This window comes from Vibrio rubrogenes (assembly GCF_059641415.1).
This window is the reverse complement of the sequence record NZ_JCARSY010000015.1, coordinates 1-20,625: the sequence shown is the minus strand read 5'-3', so window position 1 is coordinate 20,625 and position 20,625 is coordinate 1. Positions and strand designations below refer to the sequence as shown.

The window sequence follows — 20,625 nt, the reverse complement described above, 5'->3', positions numbered from 1 at the left end:
GATTATCTCCTTCTTCTTCTCTTTGGCGGCAAGGCTTCCTGTACCCAAGTCAGGCAGTCATCAATCAGATGTTGTTGGGATGGTTCTGATTTTGATTTTTGATACAGCACCTTTTGCCACAGGGATTCATTGGGAATAAACAGGGGATTACTGATTTGCCTGTCTAAAAAGGCATACCAGTCATGTCCGGTTAAATGGGCAATTTCCTGACGTGGGAAATAACTCAGACATGCTTGTCTGACCAACTCCATTGCATCGGATGGCGTTACAGAACCGTGTGAGGGTTGCAGTAACCGTAACGCGACTTTTTTCGGAGCAATCCGTTTGCGTCTCCAAAGAATGAGCCAAGTGATCAGCAGTATTATCACGATCACGCATCCGATGAGGCTCAGCCAACCCCAGGCAAGCGGCCACCATGAAGGGGCGTCCGGCAGGTGCAGGGGCTGAAGGTCAAGTAAATCTGAGATCGATTGTGCCATTTAATAACTTCCGGATAGTTGTTTCAGCAAAGGTGAATCACTTGAAAGCCGAGTATAGGGAATCCCTAAAGACCGACTGAGTAATTCTAGCCTATCTTTCTGAGATTCAAAGGCTTTTCTGATTCCTGCCCGAGTATGCTTTGCTGAAAAATTAAGCCACCGGCTTTGTTGTTGGTCAGCGACGAATTCAATGCCACGAAAATCAGTATCGCCCCGTTCGAGTGGATCATAAATATGGACCAGCCGTACCTGATTATGCCGGCGCAGCTGACTAAATTGCGGTTTGAGATTATCGTCATAACGGGTGTAATCGCTGATCATAATCACTTCACTGCCTTTAGGTGATAAGCGATTTAAGGCGGTCAGACTCTCTGACATCGAAGAAACCGCTGAACCGGAATCGTTGAGTGGGGGCTGAGTTTGGCTGAACTGTAATTGTTCTCTGTGACTGTCGATAATTTTCTGCAGGAGCGCCAGTACACTGGGTTGGTGACTTTTGGGTTTAATATCGATTAATCGATGTCCCAAATCAATCAAGGCACCACAACGATCTTTCTGGGCGAGAGACATCCATGCCAGTAAAGCTGCCATATGTGCAGCTTGAACCGACTTCAGGAGTAAACGTGACCCCATATGCATGGTCGCGCTTAAATCAATATAGAGAATTACCGGTTTTTCTCGTTCTTCACTGAAAAGTTTGGTGTGCGTCTTTCCGGTTCGGGCGGTCACCCGCCAGTCAATGGTGCGGATATCGTCACCGGGCTGATAGCGGCGCACTTCAGAAAAATCCATCCCGCGGCCCAACTGGTGACTCTGATATTGTCCCGACATGGTTGACCACAGACTTTTAGCCGGTGGCAGCCAAGCAGCACAGTGCTGTTTATAAACCAGCAACTCTTCCAGGCATAAAGTGACGCCATTACTATAAGCAGGCAGTTCCATCCTCATCCCTCATCGTTTCTGCTGAATCATAATGTTTTGGTGTCATCAGGCACTGCCGACCAGAGACAGAATATGGTTGATAATCTGATTCGGATGAATGCCTTCGGCTTGCGCCTGATAGCTCAGCAGCAGACGGTGACGCAGTACCGGGAAAGCCATACTTTGGACATCTTCAGGGCTGACGAAGTCGCGTCCGGCAAGCCACGCACTCGCGCGCGCGCAGCGATCCAGTGCGATCGTTGCCCGGGGGCTGACGCCCATTTCAAGCCACTGTTTGAGTTTTTCGTCATATTTCTCCGGCTGGCGGGTTGCCATCACCAGCCGCACGATATATTGCTCGATGCTTTCTGCCATATGAATGTCCAGCACCGCTTGGCGGGCACTGAAAATATCTTCCTGAGACAATTTGTTCGGTTGTTGAGGTTTTACGCCTTGTGCTTCACCGCGGTTGAGTCGCAGAATCGCCAGTTCACTTTCTGCATCGGGATAATCGACGTGGAGGTGGAGTAAAAAACGGTCCAGTTGCGCTTCAGGCAGCGGATAGGTCCCCTCCTGTTCAATCGGGTTCTGGGTGGCCATCACCAAAAAAAGTTTGGGGAGCGCGTAGGTTTTTCGCCCGGCAGTCACCTGACGTTCAGCCATCGCTTCGAGCATGGCGGCTTGCACCTTGGCCGGAGCACGGTTAATTTCATCGGCTAACAGCAGTGAATGGAACACGGGACCGGGCTGAAACTGAAACTCTCCCGTTTCCGGGCGAAAGATATCTGTTCCGGTTAAGTCGGCCGGCAGCAGATCCGGTGTGAACTGAACCCGATGAAAAGACCCTTCAATACTGTCGGCCAGTGATTTGATCGCTCTTGTTTTTGCCAGCCCGGGCGGGCCTTCAACCAAAATATGTCCATCGGCCAGCAAAGCGACCAACACCTGTCTCACCAGTGCTTCCTGACCAATAACCTGACTGTTTAAGTAGTGTTGTAGCTGTTGAAAAGCGGTTGCTGATTGCATGACCCGTATTGCTCCAATGATTGGGATTGATAAAAATTTGTTGTGATGGTTCAACGATTTCTCGATTAGTTTAACAAAAGTCAGAAAAGTTCATTTTTACCGATTGATGGCTTCAGTTCCGTTGTTCTTAAATACCTGCTGAAAGCAAATGATAAAAGTATTACGTATGCCATTCACTATTGCTCAGGCGATGAAGTATACTACACGGCTGATATTTGTCGGGGCGAACCCCGCACCACAAAATTTCAGCCAGAATCTATATGTTTTGAGGTCGTATTGCACCGTATGTTGCGGATAATTTCAACCTCAAAGTCTGAATGATGAATAGACCCGCAGTCCGATTTGCAATCATAGCATCACCTTGTGGAGTGTGTTTGACACATGCATCCTAAGTGACAGCGGGAGCCGTGACAATAATTAAGGCAGTAGCTATGTTTTTCAATGCAGTGAGTATTAAGAAGAAAGTGATATGGAGTATGGCATTTGCCGTACTCGCATCGACTGTAATTGTGGGCGGGATTGCTCAGTACCAGTCCAGAGAAGTGCTGGAACATCGTTTGGTGGATATTGAATTGCCATCGTTTTTGGATGGCATCCGCCATCAAATTGACCGGGATGTGTCAGAGTTATTGCTGGCTGCTGAGCAGCTTGCGAATAATGAATTTGTCAAAGCAACGATTGATACAACCAACATTGACCCAAAGTCAGAAAAAGTATTGATTCAGCAATTGAACAATCTCAAACAGCAATATCATCTTAATGATGCCTCCGTTGCGAATCGAAACACGGCATATTATTGGAACCAAAAGGGGTTCTTACGCCAACTCAACCATCAACAAGATCAATGGTTTTATCAGTTTATTGCGTCCGGAAAGCCGACGATGGTGAGTATTTTTCAAGAGCCGAACGGTGATGTGAAAATGTTTGCCAATTATCAATCGGCCGAGAGCGGCACTTTATCCGGGATGTCAAAGTCGATGGATGACATGGTGCGCCTGCTTAACGGGTTCCGAATCGAAGACTCTGGTTTTGTGTTTCTGACGGATGCGCAAGGGAACGTAAAAATTCATCCGGACAAGTCTCAGTCGGCTAAAACATTATCAGACCTTTATGGTTCCAAGGCTACGGCATTACTCGGTAATCATGGTTTTCATCTGATTGACGCACGGTACCAAGATGAAGACGTCTTTGTGGCGAGCGAATACATTCCATCGATGCATTGGTACGTTGTCGCTTCTGTACCGAAGCGAGAGATTTATGCGGAAATGAATCGTGCCGCGCAAAATATGATGTTGGGCACAGCGGTGATTGCTGCGCTGTTTATTTTTATGAGTGTGTTACTGGCAAACAGTATCACCAAACCGATTCGGCAGATTGCGGCACGTTTTTCTGCGCTTGGTAAAGGCGATGGTGATCTCTCTCAGCGTATTGAGATTGTCGGCAATGATGAGATTACTCAGCTCTCTCTGGGCTTTAATGATTTTATCGAGAAAATTCATCAATCGATGCAGGAAGTGGCATCGACGAGCCGGAGTTTGTCACATGAGTCGCAAGTGGTCGCAGAGAAAGCTCATCTGACACATGATAACAGTCAGAGCCAGCGTGATCAGACTATCCAGGTGGTGACCGCGATGAATGAGATGGGGGCGACCATCAGTGAAATTGCATCGAATGCCGCTGTTGCCGCTTCAACCGCCAATGATGCATCGGTAAGTAGTGATGCGGGTCAGGTTGTGGTCGGTCAGGCCAAAGATGCGATTCACCGATTGGCTGAAGATATGCAGAAATCGACCCAAGTGGTTGAAAAACTGGCTGCAACAACGCAGGAAATTGGGTCGATTCTGGCGGTGATTCATGAGATTTCCGATCAGACTAACTTACTGGCGCTGAATGCTGCGATTGAGGCTGCACGTGCAGGAGAACAGGGACGAGGTTTTGCCGTCGTGGCTGAAGAGGTGCGTAATCTGGCGGGCCGGACGGCTGCTTCAACGGAGCAGATTCAAGTGATGATGACCCAGTTGAAAAATGATTCGAGTAATGCTGTGCAGGCAATGAATGCCGGACAAGAGAGAACGCAAGAAGGGGTTGCAGCGGCTGAAAGTACGGTGGAACAACTACACCAGATTTCAGAGCGAATCTACGAAATCACCGATAGAAATACGCAAGTGGCGACAGCTACTGAAGAACAATCTGTCGCGGTACAGAGTATCAATGAGAACATTGAAGAAATTAATGCGATTAATGAACTGACGACAACGACCGCAGAGGAATTGGCAGAAGCCAGCCGCGAACTGAAAACCCTTTCTGAACGCTTGGATCATTTGGTCGGTGGTTTCAGACTTTGATCATTGAAGGGACAGACAGGTTTCGGTTGTGCATGAAAATGGATAGTTCGGTGAGACCGGAGCAACCGTGAGAGCAGTGTCACTGCTGAGATCGTACAGTCAGTGTGTTACTGAAAGCGTCACATCGCGTGGTGTGAATCATATCGGTCCGCGGCTGGAGCATTTATCGAGAGCAGTGTACACTCGCAAAAGTTAGCCTGTTACAGACAATAAACAGAGGTGATGTATGAACGATTTTGAACAAGAGCTCGCTGCATTGGCGGAACAGGATGGCGGTCAGGAAGAAGCCAAACTTCCTTCTTTGGATGAACAGAAAGCGATTGTGGCCAAGCTGAAAGAGTTAGAAGCAAAAGGGGAGCTGACGCCGGAAGTGTTAGAAGCGTATTTCGGTCAGTATGCCGCAGATGCCGGTGTTCCGGTTCATTAGATGGGCTGCCCTTCGATTGAACAGATTGCTCAATCTGTTCAATGATGAAGTCAACAAACATAATTAAAAATCACTGACAGAACAGATAATCAATAAAGTCTGACTGTCAGTTTTATTGCCAATACAGGAGAAGTTACGTGTTTCATCATATTACCCCTTATGCCGGGGACCCGATTTTGTCCCTTATGGAAGCGTTCATGGCGGATAGCCGTCCTGACAAAGTGAACTTAAGTATTGGCCTTTATTATGATGAAGCAGGTCTGATTCCTACGTTACCGAGTGTTCGTCTGGCAGAACAAGCGTGGTTCTCAGCCGACAAAGAACCTTGTATCTATTTGTCGATGGAAGGGCTTGCCGATTATCGTCAGGCTGTCCAAACCTTGGTGTTTGGTGCGGAACACCCAGTTATCAATGAAAAGAGAGTGGCCACCATTCAGACATTAGGTGGTTCCGGAGCACTGATGATTGGCGCTGACTTCTTACATCGTTATTTCCCTGAGTCAAAAGTGTGGGTGAGTAATCCGACATGGGAAAACCATAATGCAATTTTTGAAGGAGCAGGTTTTACTGTCGGTAGTTACCCGTATTTTGATCCTGAAACGCGGATGCTGGATTTCAGCGGTATGATTCAGGCTCTATCGCAATTGCCGGCCAAAGATATCGTGCTGCTGCATCCCTGTTGTCATAACCCGACGGGCGTTGATTTAACACCACAACAGTGGGATCAAGTGATCGATATCCTTGAATCTCGTCAGTTGATTCCGTTTTTCGATATGGCTTATCAGGGGTATGGCGAAGATAGCGATCAGGATGCTTATGTCATGAGAGCTTTGGCTGAGCGGACATCGGTTTCATTTTTTGTCAGTAACTCGTTTTCAAAGATCTTTTCGCTGTACGGTGAGCGAGTCGGTGGCCTGTCTGTTGTTTGTCATGACGCGCAAGAAACGGTGAATGTACTGGGACAATTGAAAGCAACGGTTCGACGTAACTATTCCAGCCCGGCGAAACATGGTGCGGTACTGGTCTCTCGGGTGCTCAACGATCCTGAGTTAAATGCCCGGTGGCACGCAGAAGTGAGCACCATGCGTGAACGGATCGCCGCAATGCGCCAGCAGCTACACCAGCGTTTACTGACATTGTGTCCGGAGCGGGATTTTGATTTTCTGATTCAGCAAAAAGGGATGTTCAGTTATACCGGTTTCTCTGTCGAGAGTGTGCACACATTACGGCAACAGCATGGTATCTACCTGATTGATAGCGGGCGGATGTGTCTGGCTGGATTGAACGAACATAACCTTGAGCAAGTCGCACAGGCATTTGCTGCTGTAGCGGCGAACAACGGAAGCTAAGATAGCCTCACCATCAGCGCGGTCAGCGTTTAATGGAGTGACGGGAGCGTATCCACCAATCCGTCGAGTGTTTCGTGGAGCTCAGTGATCGGCTGAGCGCCACACAGCAAGATATGCTGTTCAATAATCATGGCCGGGACGGCCTGTATACCGGCTTCCAGCCACTGTTTTTCTGTTTGCACAACCGCAGAGGACCATCCCGGGTCAGTGAGTACCCGCCGACAATCCCTGCGATCTAATCCCTGAGCGACGGCGATATCGAGTAGGATGTCGGTATCATCCATCACTTTCCCTTCCTGAAAATAGGCCAGAAAGAGGGCTTTCTGAAACGAAGTTTGCTGGTGACTACGAGCCGCCCACATCATTAACTGATGGGCTTTACGTGTATTATAAATGCGCATGTCTGCCGTAAACTGAAAATCAATGCCTACCTCATTGCCAAGCTCAGTAATTTTTTGCTGGCTTAGTTGCCGCTGTTTTGCGGTCATTTGATATTTTGTTTGTAGATGCTGATTGAGTATTTCACCGCCCTCAGGCAGGGTCGGGTTAAGTTCGAAAGGGTGCCAGTGGATCTCAGGCTGAAGATGTTTATCCACACTGAGTTGTTCGAGAACTTTCTCCAGTCGTGTATAACCAATGAAGCACCAAGGACAGACAAGATCCGATAAAATATCGATACGTAACTTCTTCATTGAGACTCTCCAGAATCCTATCGATGGCCTTTCTTGCCGGAATAATCTTTAGTATACCGATGGTTCTGTATTCAAATCGAGTTATCGACTTAACAAGATGATATGAAAATGATGCAAAAAAGTGATCACAATGTAATTCACAAGTGTTTCAGCACAGATAATGGTGTTTCGTTGTCAGAAAATGTGAGCGAGAAGGCTAAAGAAAAATACCTCTCGGGCGATAAGCAACGAGAGGCATAAATGGCGCGTTTATATGTGTTAAGCGAAGGGAACTTTGAGTTACTTTAAATCTAGTTGACGATTACTAATCCGGCAAATTTATTTGTCGGATATTTGTATTTTTTCATTTAACTTACTGTTATTCATCAATGATTTTTAATCATGGTTTGGCTGAGATCATGATGCCAAATTGAATAGATAGTTTGAGTCAGGCCGGGTATTCACGATATTGATGAGATTGAATGCGTAAAAACTGATTTACAACAACATCTTGCCGGACGGAGCGCCCTAGTATGAAAGTCGCCATATTTGATGGCAACACTGTGGGGTGTTCATTCTTTAACCAGTGAGAGTTATGTTATGGAAAGTCTGATAGATCGCTTTCTGCATTATGTGTCATTTGATACACAATCCAACCCATACCGGAACTGCTGTCCAAGCACGTCCGGACAGAAAAAATTGGCACAGGCAATATATGAGGAATTGCAAACACTTGGGCTCAGCGATGTCACACTGGATGCTCATGGTTATGTCATGGCTAAATTGCCGGCAAATGTTGACGGTGAGATACCATCGATCGGATTTATTGCGCATTTAGATACGTCTCCGGATGCTTCAGGTAAAAAGGTCGTGCCTCAGATTGTTGAAAACTATCAGGGGGGAGACATTGCATTGGGGCGGGGCGATGAAGTGCTGTCTCCGATTCAATATCAAGAATTACACCAATTGCATGGGTACAATTTAATCACCACTGATGGGAATACGCTCTTAGGTGCTGATGATAAGGCCGGCGTTGCCGAGATCGTTACCGCCATGAAAGTGTTGCTGGAGCATCCGGACATTCCTCATGGTGAAATTTGTATTGCTTTTACTCCCGATGAAGAAATTGGCCGGGGAGCCGACCTGTTTGATGTCGAAAAATTCGGGGCTCAGTGGGCTTATACGGTTGATGGCGGGCCGGTTGGTGATCTCGAATATGAGAACTTTAATGCGGCAACGGCACATGTCACCTGTTATGGCGTGTCGGTTCATACCGGTACCGCAAAAGGTAAGTTGGTCAATGCCATGAACATTGCGGCTCAATTTCAGATGATGATGCCTACCGATGAGGCACCGGAGAATACCGAAGGGTATGAAGGTTTTTACCATTTATCCTCAGCAAATATGGGAATTGCCCGTAGTGAGTTGACTTATCTGCTGCGAGACTTTGACCAACAAGGGTTAGAGCGTAGAAAAGTGCAGATGAAAGATCGGGTGGAGACACTCAACCATCAATTACATCGGGGCCGGGTCGAACTCGAGATTACGGATGGTTATGCCAATATGAAGCAAGTTATTGCGTCCAATCCTCATATTATTGAGATCGCCAAAGACGCAATGATCGATTTGGGTATTAAGCCGCAAATCAAACCGATTCGTGGTGGTACGGATGGTGCGCAGCTTTCTTTCAAAGGTTTACCTTGTCCGAATTTATTTACCGGTGGTTATAATTTTCACGGAATCCATGAATTTGTCACCATTGAAGGGATGGAACAGGCGGTAAAAGTCATTGTAAAAATAGCAGAGAAAACCGCGATGGCTTATCGCGGATAAGTGGGCATCAACGTACAGTATCATTATGATTTATTGACCCTTTGAGATGCCTTCGTCTTTTGAAGTGTGTCAGTTGTTTCAGGTTTATTACTCTACATTATGAAAAAACTCAGATAAACTTGCAGTCATTATATATACCCAAGTTATCGATAAGATTGAGCAATCCGCATCGGTTGTATGGATTGCTCCAAACTAAAGCCTTGTTTATTATCGATAATTGGAGATACGCATACAGAGTCTTTAAAAAGATCAATTCTGTTTTTGTGATATTTGGTTGTGAGAGAGATGCATGGACTATGTAAACAACGTGCTGGATTATCTGTTGTCCCATAAGCTACTGTTTAGCGTCATTATTGTCGGTTTTATTTTACTGATTCGCCGCAGTGCACTTGCGCTGATTCGGGGCGATGGTGCATTTATTACCGAAAAACAGCGCAAGTGGATGTCTCAAACCAAAAACGGTACGTTTGCCACGCTGTTGATTATCGGTTTTTTCTTGTGGAAAGAAGAGATCAATGAATTTGCCTTGTCGGTGACTGCTATTGCGGTTGCGATTGTTGTGGCATCAAAAGAGATCATTTTATGTTTTACCGGTTCGATACAACGGGCGAGTTCTCGCTCTTTTCGTATTGGCGACTGGATTGAAGTCGGTTCGTTATGTGGTGAAGTCATCGAACACAATATGATGGCAACCGTCATTCAAGAGATCGACTTGAGTGGGGGGCTTTACCACTACACCGGCAAAACTGCAACACTCCCCAATAGTATGTTTTTTACCTATCCGGTGAAAAACCTGAACTTTATGAAGCGCTATGTCTTTCATAATTTTGAAATCGTAGTGCGTGACTTTGTGAACCTATATACCGTACTTCCTCAATTCCGGAAGCGAATCGAAGTCCATTTTGAGCATTTTATTGAAGTCGCACGTCGTTATAACCTGATGATTGAGAAACATGCCGGGGTGGATTTGCCGGGTGCCGATCCGGTGATTCACATTAGCAGTACCGGAACTGGTGAACAGAAAGTTCATGTAATGATTTTCTGCCCGACAGAGCGGGCTCACGAACTGGAGCAGTTGATTCGGGCTGACTTTATGGCCGTCTACGATGAACACTTCTCCAATAGCGGTGAACGAAAACAGCCACATGATGTGACTGATATCACCTGATATCACATCTCCAGTTTGTGCGTTTTTTTGACCTGAATCCCTAACCGCTTCGCTAACCGCGTCAGATTGGCCCGGTCTGTTTGGAGTAATCTTCCGGCTTGAGCCCAGTTATAATCTGACTGAATTAATGCCTCTTTTACCAGTTGTCGCTGAAAGTCATCGGTTGCCTGCCGCAGACCATCACTTATAGAGATATGTGATGATGTTGTCGCTTCAGGACTGTCCGGTGTCTCTGGCGTACAGATGGGCAAGCTTTCTAAAACGCCCACATCAGTTAATGTAATCGTAGTCAGTGCTTGCTGAGGTTGACTGGCTCTGGCTTTTAGCGCCGCCCGATTGATCACATGTTCCATTTCTCGGACATTCCCCGGCCAGTTGTATTGAATCAGATAATCGAGGACATCTTGTGCCAGTTTTAGATGGGTCATGCCAAGCTTTCTTCTGGCTTGTTCAAGAAAGTAACCCGCCAGCAGGCTGACATCACCCTTGCGTTCCCGCAGCGGTGGGACATGAATCGGATAAACGCTGAGACGGTGATATAAATCTGCCCGAAAGCGACCCGCTTCAACTTCTTGTTTTAAATCGCGGTTCGTCGCAGCAAGTACCCGGACATCAATATGTTGAACACGATCCTGACCGACGGGCTGAATCTCATTATTTTGTAGTGCTCTAAGTAGTTTGCTTTGAGCGGCAAGCGGAAGTTCTCCGATTTCATCCAGAAAAAGAGTACCTTCATGGGCCAGTGCAAATTTACCGAGTCGGTTTCTGTCTGCGCCGGTAAATGCGCCTTTAATGTGGCCGAACAATTCGCTTTCAATGAGATTTTCCGGGATTGCCGCACAGTTGACATAAACCAGCGGTTGTCGCTTTCTGGCGGAGAGATGGTGTATTCGTCTGGCAACCAGTTCTTTGCCGACACCGGTTTCACCGAAAATCAGGATATTAAAATCGGATGAAGCGACGACGTCTATCTCATCATGCATCGATTGCATCACACGACTGGTGCCGATGATATCACTGCGGTCTCTTTCCCAACCTTCTTCATTGAGTTCTTGCAGACGCTGTTGTGTCTGACGGGCTTGTGTTTCTAACTGAGAAAAGGTCAGTGCCATTTTCAGCGTTGATGCGGCAATCGCTGAAAGCACTTTCAGATGGCGTGCCGGGATATGCGTAAATACACCGGTTTCCAAACTGTCTAAAGTGAGTACACCGAGTAATTTTTCATCAAAAATCAGCGGTAACCCCATACAGGAATGAATCGGGACATCACCGTCGTGGTGCAGCAGCAATCCATCAAATGGATCGGGTAGTGTACAGTCAGCATCAAATCGGACTGCCTGACGGGCACTGCAAATTTTCTGAAAACGAGGATGTTCTTCAATAATAAAGCGCCGTCCGAGCGTGTCTTTGGTCAAGCCTTGCATCGCCAAAGGAATGAGTGTATCCCCTTGGCGGGACATCAGGGCGACACAATCACAGGGAATGATTTTGCGGATCGTTTCCAGCAGGCGGTTAAATCGATTTTCATCATTGAGACCACTGGCAAGATCTATGGTCATTTCTGCGAGTGTTGACAGAGTTGTGATCGAAAAATTTTGCATAAGATGAAGGCAGTTTTTTATCCATTCTAATCGCTAAATGAGAGGATGAGAAGTACGAGCCCCGTGAACTGTAAAAGTATGGGTTGTGTTAAGTTAAGATGTTGACTGAGGCGGAACTGAATGACAATCTCATCGCGAGATATACTGAACTGTTGTCGAAACTAAAATACTTGAGACAAAAAATTAGCCAGCATACAACGCTGGCTATTTTTAAAGATTCTTGCCTATATATTTAATTATAGGACTTTGATGTTTTCAGCTTGAGGGCCTTTCTGTCCTTGCGAAATCACAAACTCAACAGTTTGACCTTCAGCTAGGGTACGGAAACCGTCGCCTTGAATCGCGCTGAAGTGAGCAAAAACATCGGGACCATTTTCTTGTTGGATGAAACCAAAACCTTTAGTTTCGTTGAACCACTTTACAGTGCCAGTCACTGTGTTAGACATAATATATTCCTGGTAAATCAAAGTAAAACTAAGCCGATAACGGCCATTCTAGCGTGGAAAAGTAGATTGCTATTGCGTACAGAACGACCGGGGAGTTACAAAATCCAACAAGACGTTATGGTAAACAAAGAACTGCTTCCTAGCCTTATGTGAGTGTAGAGTAATCTTAGGGGTTGTCAATAAAATATTACGGCTAAAGGTAAATGTGCCTGATATTTTTGATCATTCTAGATTTTACTGAGATTTTATTTTCATTGTTACATCATTATTTTTAATGAAGTCATAAAAAACATTTTTTTACTTTTAACGAATTGACATGTCAATACAATGGCGCACAATACGGTGCTTTTTTATTCACCACTATAAGAGAAGTGTTTCAAATGAAAAGAGAAATAAGAATGCCAATCCGTCGGACGATGTCGAGATTCAACGTGGCACGATTACGGATAATGCACTGAAAGCGCTCGTCACCAGCCCGGTATTTAAGATGCGAGTCGAAAAGCCGAAAAAAGGGAAGGGAAGCTTCCAGCGTAAAGCAAAACATCAGGTACGGGAGCCCTATTCAAAAGCTGCATAATGTTGCTTTTGAATAGGGCTTCTTCATCGCTGTTGGTACACAGCTGCATGGTGAATTCTTTCAATAGACTATATTTCAATAGGCTATAGTTGAAAAAAGGGCAGTGTGAAGGATACAAAACATTGCCCCTATTTCTGTCGTATTTCGTTTTCGCTACCTTTCACATCCGACAAGGGATCCAACATGGTCGTTACACTCTTTTGGCTGGAAAAATCACTGCTGACCCTGGGAATCATTCTGATTGTGATGAGTATGATTCGTTACGGTAAAAGAAGTCAGGATTGGCGTGGCGTTGCTACAATGTTCTTTAAACGTATTCCAATGACGATTGAAGAGTATCGTCATTATCGTTTTGGCGTGGCATTGGTTGTGTTAGCGGTACTACTGCGGATTGTCACTCTGACATTATGGCCGACAGTGCAAGTCGCGTCGTAAGGTCACAAAACGCATAAAGATTTGTTCGTTCTTTATCGCTTTGTGTCTGTAGATGTTGAATTCCCGTATACACTTTTAATGATGAAAGAAAAAGGTAAGGCCGATTATGGCGTTTTCAGTATTAATATGTGATGACTCAGCATTGGCAAGAAAGCAGATTGCGAGATCATTACCAGCCTTCCTGAATGCCGAGGTGCATTTTGCGGTTCACGGCTTAGATGCGTTGGAGCAGCTTAAACAACAGTCGTTTCAGTTGATGTTTTTAGATTTAACGATGCCAGAGCTGGATGGTTTCGACACCTTGGAAGCGATGCAGGAAGCGGGTTACCAGACACCGGTCATCGTTGTTTCCGGTGATATTCAGCCCAAAGCGCAAGAACGTGTGCTTGGTCTGGGAGCCAAAGCGTTTATCCAAAAACCGATTGCAGCGGATGCACTGAAAAAAGTGCTCAGTGAGTTAATTGAGCCTCCCACCCAGCCGACGGTTGTGACCCCCAGTCGGATCGAATATCCGATCCTGAAACGGCGCGATATTTACATGGAAGTCGCCAATGTGTCCATTGGGCGGGCTGCCGATGCCCTCGCGCGTTATTTTGATGTTTTCGTCGAATTGCCGCTGCCCAATGTCAATATCTTTGAAGTCAGTGAACTCCACATGGCACTGCGAGATTTAGTCGATAATGATCAGGTCTCAGGGGTTTGTCAGGGATTCAGTGGGGAAGGGATCGCCGGCGAAGCATTGGTGCTTTTAAGTGATTCCAGTGTCTCTGAACTGAAGCGACTGATGAACATCCCGGCGGAAAGTGATGATCTTGAAGAGATCGAACTCTTGATGGATGTGTCCAACATCTTGGTAGGCTCTTTTTTGAATGGGCTTGGTGAACAGGCCGAGATTCGTTTTTTCCAAAGCTCCCCCGTATTACTCGGGCAACATATTCCGATTGAATCCGTGATCCGATCGACAGCGGGTTCGTTCCAGAAAACGATGACTTTTGAGGTCAGTTACAACATTGAAGGCACCGCCATTCGTTGTGATCTGCTCTTTATGTTTGTCGATGAGTCTCTACCGCTCTTGGACAACAAACTGGCCTACCTGATGGAGGATTTTTAGTCATGAGTCTGCCTGCTGAATTTGAACAGTTCCACTGGATGGTGGATATGGTTCAAAACGTTGATCTCGGACTGATCGTTATTGATAAAAACTATAAAATTCAGGTCTGGAACGGTTTTATGACCCACCACAGCGGTAAACAACCACACGAAGTGATTGGTCGGACGTTGTTTGAGGTTTTTCCTGAAATTCCACCCGATTGGTTCAAACTAAAAACGAAACCTGTTTACCATCTCGGATGTCGTAGTTTTATCACTTGGCAACAACGGCCCTATTTATTTAAATGTCGTAATGTTCGTCCTGTGACGCAACAGTGCGAATTTATGTATCAGAATGTGACTCTTAATCCAATGAGAACACCGACTGGTGCAGTGAATTCGGTTTTTCTATCGATTCAGGATGCAACCGCAGAGGCACTGATAGCCCAGCGGTGTGAGTGTTAGATTCTCAATTCAAACGATAAAGAATTCTCCCATGACGATGACGAATGTTTTTTATTCGACCCAACAGGTCCGTATTGGTGAACAGAAAGCGGCGAGTGCCAAAGGACTGGAAATGTACAGTCTGATGGAACGTGCCGGACAGGCGGTTTTCGCGATTGGGATGGCCCAATATCCCAGTTCTGAGCACTGGTTAATCTGTTGTGGTGGTGGTAACAATGGTGGTGACGGCTATATTGTTGCGAGTTTGGCGAAATCGATCGGATTGTATGTGACGGTCTGGCAAGTCGGTGATCCCGAGACGCTGACCGGTGATGCTCGGATGGCCTACAAACATTGGCAAAACCATGGGGGAAATGTCTCAGAGCCTCAAAATCGGGTTCCTGATAGTGTTGATGTGGTGATTGATGCCCTACTCGGCACGGGGCTCAGTGGTATGGTTCGGCCGGGAATGCTCTCATTGATTGAGACGCTCAATCAAAGCATGAAGCCAGTGATTGCCGTTGATATTCCCTCCGGTTTATGTGGGGATACCGGTAGTGTCCTTGGCGGAGCGATCATGGCAAAACATACCGTCAGTTTCATTGGTCTGAAACAGGGGTTAGTGACCGGGAAAGCGCGGGAGTATGTCGGAGAGCTTCATTTTGCCGGTCTGGGTGTGGAAGATGCTTTTGATCAACAGAATCATCCGACGGTCATGGCCATTCACACAAAAATGCCGGGTCAGATGTTACCCAAACGTTTTGCCACATCACATAAAGGCACGCATGGCAAAGCATTACTCATTGGTGGTAATGACGGTATGGGTGGTGCAATTATCTTGGCAGCGATGGCGGCAGCCAGATGCGGAACGGGGATGACTGCGGTTTTATGTCATCCACATAATGTCACGCCGCTATTGGTGAGTGCCCCGGAAGTGATGAGTGCTTGCTGGGATAAAGCGCAGGCACTTGAACGACGGCTACAATGGTGTGATGTCTTGGCCGCAGGGCCGGGGCTGGGACGAGATGAGACCGCTTTTGCTATCTATCAGGCGGTCCGGAGCGTTGAAAAACCGAAAGTCATTGATGCCGATGGTCTATATTTTTTGATGCAGCAACCGAATCAAGATCCATTGCGGGTGATTACGCCACATCCGGCAGAAGCCGCTCAACTGTTACAAGTCTCGGTCGAAGAGATTGAAGCGGATCGGTATGCCAGTGTGCAGGCGCTTCATCGTCAGTATGGTGGCGTCGTGGTACTGAAAGGTGCGGGAACGTTGGTGTATGACGGCAAGCAGATCTCGGTCTGTATGGCGGGAAATCCAGGTATGGCAAGCGCCGGTATGGGGGACGTTCTCACGGGGGTGATCACTTCACTTATCGCACAGGGGCTACCTTTAGTAGAAGCGACCCAACTGGGGGTTCTTATTCACAGTATGGCTGCGGATCAAAACTCACAGTCGTATGGTGAGCGAGGGCTGCTTGCCAGTGATCTACTCCCTCACTTGCGTCAGTTAGTGAACCACTGAATCATATACCGCTCATCAGTCTCATCAAATGGAAGATCGTCACCATCTAACCATATCAGTAAGCCACGATGACGATCACGGTCAAAAGCGGTAATGGGTTCCCAGCAGGAATACCGGACTTGTGACTACATCTGGTTCCTGCTCCTGATAAGAAATCTCAAAATTCAGTTCTAATCCGGATGTGATCCCCGATGGAATTGTGGCCCCGAGTGTAAAATAAGGCGCAATATTTTTCGATTCGATGTTCGGTAGTGATGTCATAATCCCCGGATTATTGCCAGCTCTTGTGAAACTCAACCCGCCTTTTGCGTATATCCAAGCAACATCGAATACGGTGTGCTGAATGACGGCACCACCAAAAACTTCCTGATAATACAACGTGGGTTGATGGGGAAACTGTGAAGAGAGTGACGCCATTTGGTCCGGATGATCAGTATTTTTGGCATAACCTAAATCAAAGCCAATGGTTGACGTCAGATTATAGTTATAGCTGTATTGGGTGACCCAAGCATCTTCCGAGCTTGTGGTTCTAGATTTCGTGATTCCGGCGCTTTGATAAAAATAGTTTGTATCCGATCCGGCAACCGCCTGAACAGGTATCATACTGAGTAACACTGCGATGATCAGAGAAATGGTCGATTCCATCCTGCACTCCATGCGATCTCTGAGGTGATTTTATCGGTATTTATTTTTTGGGAGGCGGTTGTGAGAAAGCCAAAGAGGAAGAAAACCTGCCAGCATTTTCTAACTGTAGCAAATTCGGATGCCATATGCTGCGTTGATGATGAGGTTTTGCATGTTTTTTACACAGAGCGCACAAAAGTGAATGTGAATGATGTAATGGTTTGATAGCAATAAAAATGACACATGAAAAACGTCAGTGAATCCGAGGGTAAGTAATTGATTATAAAAATAAAACAGTAATTTATTTTGCAGTTTTACAGATATGTAATCTACCGGATGATAGCATAAAAAAAAGCACAATATCAGTCTTGCAGGAAATAAAGTGGTGCCTATAATGTTGAAAACCGGAGCGTCTGCCAACGCTCCGGTTTTTTTGTGTCCGATAATCAAAGAAACTGGCGTCTGCCAACGTTAGGTTCATTGCACTGCGAAATTGAGGCACAAGGTGAATCAATTAAGGAAAAGATAAATGCGTATCGAACAAGAATTAAAATTGGGCTTTAAAGATGTATTGTTTCGGCCGAAACGTTCTACCCTGAAAAGTCGTTCCCAAGTTAATTTAACCCGCGAGTTTACCTTCAAGCATAGTGGGCGTCAATGGTCCGGTGTGCCTGTCATTGCTGCCAATATGGACTCCGTCGGTAGTTTCGGCATGGCTCAGGCTTTGGCGAAATATGATGTGATTACCGCAATCCACAAGCACTACTCGCTACAAGAATGGCAAGAATTTGTGCAGTCAGCGGATGCTGAGACGCTTAAGCATGTGATGGTCTCCACTGGTACATCGGATGCTGATTTTACCAAAATGCAGGCCACACTCGCTTTGAGTGACGACTTGATGTTTGTTTGCATCGATATTGCCAACGGCTATTCGGAGCATTTGGTGGAGTTTGTGGCACGAGTCCGCAGCGCCTTACCGGACAAAGTCATTGTGGCCGGCAATGTTGTGACCGGTGATATGACCGAAGAACTGATTCTTGCCGGTGCAGATATCGTCAAAGTTGGGATCGGCCCCGGTTCAGTCTGCACCACCCGGGTGAAGACCGGTGTCGGTTATCCACAATTGTCGGCCATTATTGAATGTGCTGATGCTGCTCATGGTTTAGGCGGTCAGATTATCGGTGACGGTGGCTGTACCTGCCCGGGAGATGTGTCAAAAGCATTCGGTGGCGGTGCTGATTTCGTGATGCTCGGCGGAATGCTGGCCGGACACAAAGAATCCGGTGGCGACATTGTCGTCAAAGACGGGGAAAGTTATGTAAAATTTTACGGGATGTCCTCGAAAAGTGCGATGGACAAATATGCCGGAGGCGTTGCGCAGTATCGCGCCGCAGAAGGCAAAACCGTGTTACTCCCTTACCGGGGCAGTGTTGAAGATACCATTCAGGATATTCTCGGTGGCGTCCGTTCAACCTGTACCTACGTCGGAGCCGCCAACCTGAAAGAACTCACCAAGCGCACCACATTTATCCGCGTTCGGGAACAAGAGAATAACGTGTTTGGCAAGGAGTCGTGAAGGGAATCATCAACAACTGGGTTCTACCTCGTTTTCACAGACAGTTTAGTCAAAACGTAAACTTGCTGTCTTGATTCGCAAGTTTACGTTGCATTCTTGGATTATTGAATATAAATGATGACTGAGTAATCTGACGTCATGGAAATATTTAACCAAACACGAACAGGCTGAAAACTCTAATTATGAGTGCCATTAGTCAAGGGAGATTTACAGCTCCCATAGCATCCTAATGATACGATTCATCACAGTTATCGAAGTAGTAAAACATATTATTTCTGTTTTTTATAATACGATATAAATGCGATTTACGTCGCTATTTGGGGGCAATTCAAAGATTAAATGTAGATCTCAATCACAATCGATATTTGATCGCGTTGACTGAGAATATGTTATGAAATTATTGTGCCCTCCATCGGTACGCTGTATTTCAAGAATATAAGTACAGTTACTGTAAATGGATTGTTATCGCGAAAGCGAGCATAACCTGGCTACTTGCCCAAGTTTTTTGGTTTGGCGAGTGTCAGGTTTTTTTATACCTAAATTTTGAGTTTTTTCGTTATTTTTCGGGATTGTTACCACTGATAGGGCATAACTCGGGGAATCTAGATGCGTTGTTGTATCTAGGGGCTCTGAGTTTTTTTATGCCCAAAATTCACTGAATACCCAATTAATCATATAGGACATTGTTATGGCATATGAACAACTTGCGAACGATATCATCGAGACCGTCGGTGAGGCTGGTAACGTGGCTAGCGCAATACATTATGCAACATATTTAATTATTAAACGCAATGACCATGGTGAGACCCCTAGTCGACGGGTACTCCTGACTCGGTGACTATTTTTCGCAATACAATAACTTTGAGATAAGTATATGACTATTCAACAATATTCAACGTATAAAAGTTTTAAGAAAAGGTTTACGCCAATTAGTCTTGCGCTGCTTAGTTGTGGATACGCCACGAGCTCTATGGCTGATGATTCGGTAAATCAACAGGTAAAAGCTTTGCAGACTCAAATCGCTACGGCTCAACAAACACTTCAACAACTTAAATCTACGCAATAACTTAAATCTACGCAATCGGAATCAGTCACCTCTGATGTGAATTCGAATGATGCTGTGAGCAAATCGGATTCTGTTTTACCAACTTTTACTGATCAAGTTCCGATAATAGATGATTTTCAATTTAACGGATATTTTCGTGCTGGTTGGTTTACTGGGCAACATGGTGCGCCAAAAGAGTATTCGATTGGTTCGCTGGGACGTTTTGGTAACGAAATGACAGGTTGGTACGATCTGACGTTCAAACAACGTGTGTATGAGCAGCAAGGTAAGAAAGTTGAAGCTGTAATTACTTTAGATGGAAACTCAGGGCTTAACAAAGGGTTCGAAATGGAAGGTCAGGAACAGAATTATCATCATCTCCTTGATCTATACGTCCGTACGAAAGGTTTTATTCCAGCACTGCATGAAGCCGAATTATGGGTTGGCCGTCACGCAATTACTGGTTCTGAACTCCAGATGCTGGATTGGAAAACAACCCGTACCAGCTCAGGTGCTGGTGTTGGTTTAGAAAATATCGTCCTACCGCAAGGTAGCTTAAATCTGACCCTGATGAGAGAAGATTTTAATTATCTCGATAGCAGCGGTAATGACAATGGTATCGATATTAACAGTAATATATTAGATGTTCGCTATCAGGGCTATCAACTTAGTGATGATTTGCAACTTGGCTTAGCGGTGAAATATCAACTGCCGAACTTAAGTTCAGATGCAAAAAATGCAGAAAACTCCAATCAATATTCTGATGTTAAAGATGGGTTGAGTTTTTCAACTATTCTAAATCAGAATTTAGACAACAATGGTTTTAACGAATATACCCTTCAATACACCACGAATTCAATTGCTAGTAGTCTGGCATCTATTAGTAGTGGTAACCCCGATTTCTCCACTGGCATGAATAATTATGCAGGTAACCATACTAATGGTTACGCCGTGCGCTTTGTTTCTCAAGGAGAGAAATACCTGTTTGATAACAATGTGATCATCGCTCACGCGTTTGTTGCATCCTACGGTAAAGATATC

At 45.7% G+C, this 20,625-nt stretch carries 19 protein-coding genes; 12 read left to right on the top strand and 7 right to left on the bottom strand.

Going from position 1 to position 20,625, the window contains the following annotated elements; genetic code table 11:
• Positions 1–2: 2 nt before the first annotated feature.
• Genes AC55NX_RS12175 through AC55NX_RS12165 form a run of 3 tightly spaced genes read right to left on the bottom strand, consistent with a single transcriptional unit; the run spans position 3 to position 2,426 of the window.
• Positions 3–479 carry a DUF4381 domain-containing protein gene (locus tag AC55NX_RS12175; RefSeq protein WP_496995986.1) on the bottom strand — a complete coding sequence of 159 codons (477 nt, stop codon included), beginning with the start codon at positions 477–479 and terminating at the stop codon, positions 3–5.
• On the bottom strand, positions 480–1,427 hold the full coding sequence (locus AC55NX_RS12170) for a DUF58 domain-containing protein (protein WP_496995985.1): 948 nt from the start codon (positions 1,425–1,427) through the stop codon (positions 480–482).
• Between the two features lie 39 nt (positions 1,428–1,466).
• Complete coding sequence (locus tag AC55NX_RS12165; RefSeq protein WP_496995984.1) at positions 1,467–2,426, bottom strand: AAA family ATPase; 960 nt, start codon at positions 2,424–2,426, stop codon at positions 1,467–1,469.
• A 431-nt stretch (positions 2,427–2,857) separates the two neighbouring features.
• Here AC55NX_RS12165 and AC55NX_RS12160 point away from each other — a divergent pair, with 431 nt between their 5' ends.
• The 3 genes from AC55NX_RS12160 (at position 2,858) to AC55NX_RS12150 (ending at position 6,547) form a co-directional block, all read left to right on the top strand.
• Positions 2,858–4,771, top strand: coding sequence for a methyl-accepting chemotaxis protein (locus AC55NX_RS12160; RefSeq protein ID WP_496995983.1), 1,914 nt, complete (start codon positions 2,858–2,860; stop codon positions 4,769–4,771).
• 226 nt (positions 4,772–4,997) lie between these two features.
• The gene (locus AC55NX_RS12155) at positions 4,998–5,198 is read left to right on the top strand and encodes a hypothetical protein (RefSeq protein ID WP_059121972.1); all 201 of its coding nucleotides are present in this window, start codon (positions 4,998–5,000) and stop codon (positions 5,196–5,198) included.
• A 137-nt stretch (positions 5,199–5,335) separates the two neighbouring features.
• The gene (locus AC55NX_RS12150) at positions 5,336–6,547 is read left to right on the top strand and encodes an amino acid aminotransferase (RefSeq protein ID WP_496995982.1); all 1,212 of its coding nucleotides are present in this window, start codon (positions 5,336–5,338) and stop codon (positions 6,545–6,547) included.
• A 29-nt stretch (positions 6,548–6,576) separates the two neighbouring features.
• Here the strand turns inward: AC55NX_RS12150 and AC55NX_RS12145 are convergent, their stop codons facing one another.
• On the bottom strand, positions 6,577–7,239 hold the full coding sequence (locus tag AC55NX_RS12145) for a DsbA family oxidoreductase (RefSeq protein ID WP_496995981.1): 663 nt from the start codon (positions 7,237–7,239) through the stop codon (positions 6,577–6,579).
• Positions 7,240–7,818: 579 nt separating this feature from the next.
• Here AC55NX_RS12145 and pepT point away from each other — a divergent pair.
• Together pepT and AC55NX_RS12135 are read left to right on the top strand one after the other, a co-directional pair.
• Positions 7,819–9,051, top strand: coding sequence for a peptidase T (gene pepT / locus AC55NX_RS12140; protein ID WP_496995980.1), 1,233 nt, complete (start codon positions 7,819–7,821; stop codon positions 9,049–9,051).
• A gap of 289 nt (positions 9,052–9,340) precedes the next feature.
• Complete coding sequence (locus AC55NX_RS12135) at positions 9,341–10,219, top strand: mechanosensitive ion channel family protein (protein WP_496995979.1); 879 nt, start codon at positions 9,341–9,343, stop codon at positions 10,217–10,219.
• 2 nt (positions 10,220–10,221) lie between these two features.
• On the opposite strand, the gene norR is transcribed toward AC55NX_RS12135, so the two are convergent.
• A complete protein-coding gene (gene norR / locus AC55NX_RS12130; protein WP_496995978.1) occupies positions 10,222–11,820 on the bottom strand; it encodes a nitric oxide reductase transcriptional regulator NorR in 1,599 nt (532 codons plus the stop codon).
• 236 nt (positions 11,821–12,056) lie between these two features.
• Positions 12,057–12,266, bottom strand: a complete 210-nt coding sequence (locus AC55NX_RS12125; protein ID WP_027694422.1) for a cold-shock protein — start codon at positions 12,264–12,266, stop codon at positions 12,057–12,059.
• A 424-nt stretch (positions 12,267–12,690) separates the two neighbouring features.
• Here AC55NX_RS12125 and AC55NX_RS12120 point away from each other — a divergent pair, with 424 nt between their 5' ends.
• From AC55NX_RS12120 to AC55NX_RS12100, 5 genes are all read left to right on the top strand, one after another.
• Positions 12,691–12,843: an alternative ribosome-rescue factor A gene (locus tag AC55NX_RS12120; protein ID WP_496996053.1), complete on the top strand. Its 153-nt coding sequence runs from the start codon at positions 12,691–12,693 to the stop codon at positions 12,841–12,843.
• A 183-nt stretch (positions 12,844–13,026) separates the two neighbouring features.
• Complete coding sequence (locus AC55NX_RS12115) at positions 13,027–13,278, top strand: hypothetical protein (RefSeq protein WP_059121966.1); 252 nt, start codon at positions 13,027–13,029, stop codon at positions 13,276–13,278.
• A 106-nt stretch (positions 13,279–13,384) separates the two neighbouring features.
• On the top strand, positions 13,385–14,389 hold the full coding sequence (locus AC55NX_RS12110) for a response regulator (protein ID WP_496995977.1): 1,005 nt from the start codon (positions 13,385–13,387) through the stop codon (positions 14,387–14,389).
• A gap of 2 nt (positions 14,390–14,391) precedes the next feature.
• A complete protein-coding gene (locus AC55NX_RS12105) occupies positions 14,392–14,832 on the top strand; it encodes a PAS domain-containing protein (RefSeq protein WP_059121964.1) in 441 nt (146 codons plus the stop codon).
• Positions 14,833–14,863: 31 nt separating this feature from the next.
• Positions 14,864–16,339, top strand: coding sequence for an NAD(P)H-hydrate dehydratase (locus tag AC55NX_RS12100; RefSeq protein WP_496995976.1), 1,476 nt, complete (start codon positions 14,864–14,866; stop codon positions 16,337–16,339).
• Between the two features lie 81 nt (positions 16,340–16,420).
• On the opposite strand, the gene AC55NX_RS12095 is transcribed toward AC55NX_RS12100, so the two are convergent.
• A complete protein-coding gene (locus tag AC55NX_RS12095) occupies positions 16,421–16,984 on the bottom strand; it encodes a hypothetical protein (RefSeq protein WP_496995975.1) in 564 nt (187 codons plus the stop codon).
• A 508-nt stretch (positions 16,985–17,492) separates the two neighbouring features.
• Here AC55NX_RS12095 and AC55NX_RS12090 point away from each other — a divergent pair.
• Positions 17,493–18,539: a GMP reductase gene (locus tag AC55NX_RS12090; RefSeq protein ID WP_496995974.1), complete on the top strand. Its 1,047-nt coding sequence runs from the start codon at positions 17,493–17,495 to the stop codon at positions 18,537–18,539.
• Positions 18,540–19,659: 1,120 nt separating this feature from the next.
• Positions 19,660–20,625 (top strand): carbohydrate porin (locus AC55NX_RS12085; RefSeq protein WP_496995973.1); only part of this gene is annotated, 966 nt, incomplete at its 3' end.

Coding starts and splice junctions, on each gene's coding strand:
- AC55NX_RS12175 (WP_496995986.1), bottom strand. CDS start 479: ATGGCACAATCGATCTCAGATTTACTTGACCTTCAGCCCCTGCACCTG.
- AC55NX_RS12125 (WP_027694422.1), bottom strand. CDS start 12,266: ATGTCTAACACAGTGACTGGCACTGTAAAGTGGTTCAACGAAACTAAA.
- AC55NX_RS12105 (WP_059121964.1), top strand. CDS start 14,392: ATGAGTCTGCCTGCTGAATTTGAACAGTTCCACTGGATGGTGGATATG.
- AC55NX_RS12155 (WP_059121972.1), top strand. CDS start 4,998: ATGAACGATTTTGAACAAGAGCTCGCTGCATTGGCGGAACAGGATGGC.
- AC55NX_RS12095 (WP_496995975.1), bottom strand. CDS start 16,984: ATGGAATCGACCATTTCTCTGATCATCGCAGTGTTACTCAGTATGATA.
- AC55NX_RS12170 (WP_496995985.1), bottom strand. CDS start 1,427: ATGAGGATGGAACTGCCTGCTTATAGTAATGGCGTCACTTTATGCCTG.
- AC55NX_RS12165 (WP_496995984.1), bottom strand. CDS start 2,426: ATGCAATCAGCAACCGCTTTTCAACAGCTACAACACTACTTAAACAGT.
- AC55NX_RS12100 (WP_496995976.1), top strand. CDS start 14,864: ATGACGATGACGAATGTTTTTTATTCGACCCAACAGGTCCGTATTGGT.
- pepT (WP_496995980.1), top strand. CDS start 7,819: ATGGAAAGTCTGATAGATCGCTTTCTGCATTATGTGTCATTTGATACA.
- AC55NX_RS12110 (WP_496995977.1), top strand. CDS start 13,385: ATGGCGTTTTCAGTATTAATATGTGATGACTCAGCATTGGCAAGAAAG.
- norR (WP_496995978.1), bottom strand. CDS start 11,820: ATGCAAAATTTTTCGATCACAACTCTGTCAACACTCGCAGAAATGACC.
- AC55NX_RS12135 (WP_496995979.1), top strand. CDS start 9,341: ATGGACTATGTAAACAACGTGCTGGATTATCTGTTGTCCCATAAGCTA.
- AC55NX_RS12160 (WP_496995983.1), top strand. CDS start 2,858: ATGTTTTTCAATGCAGTGAGTATTAAGAAGAAAGTGATATGGAGTATG.
- AC55NX_RS12090 (WP_496995974.1), top strand. CDS start 17,493: ATGCGTATCGAACAAGAATTAAAATTGGGCTTTAAAGATGTATTGTTT.
- AC55NX_RS12145 (WP_496995981.1), bottom strand. CDS start 7,239: ATGAAGAAGTTACGTATCGATATTTTATCGGATCTTGTCTGTCCTTGG.
- AC55NX_RS12115 (WP_059121966.1), top strand. CDS start 13,027: ATGGTCGTTACACTCTTTTGGCTGGAAAAATCACTGCTGACCCTGGGA.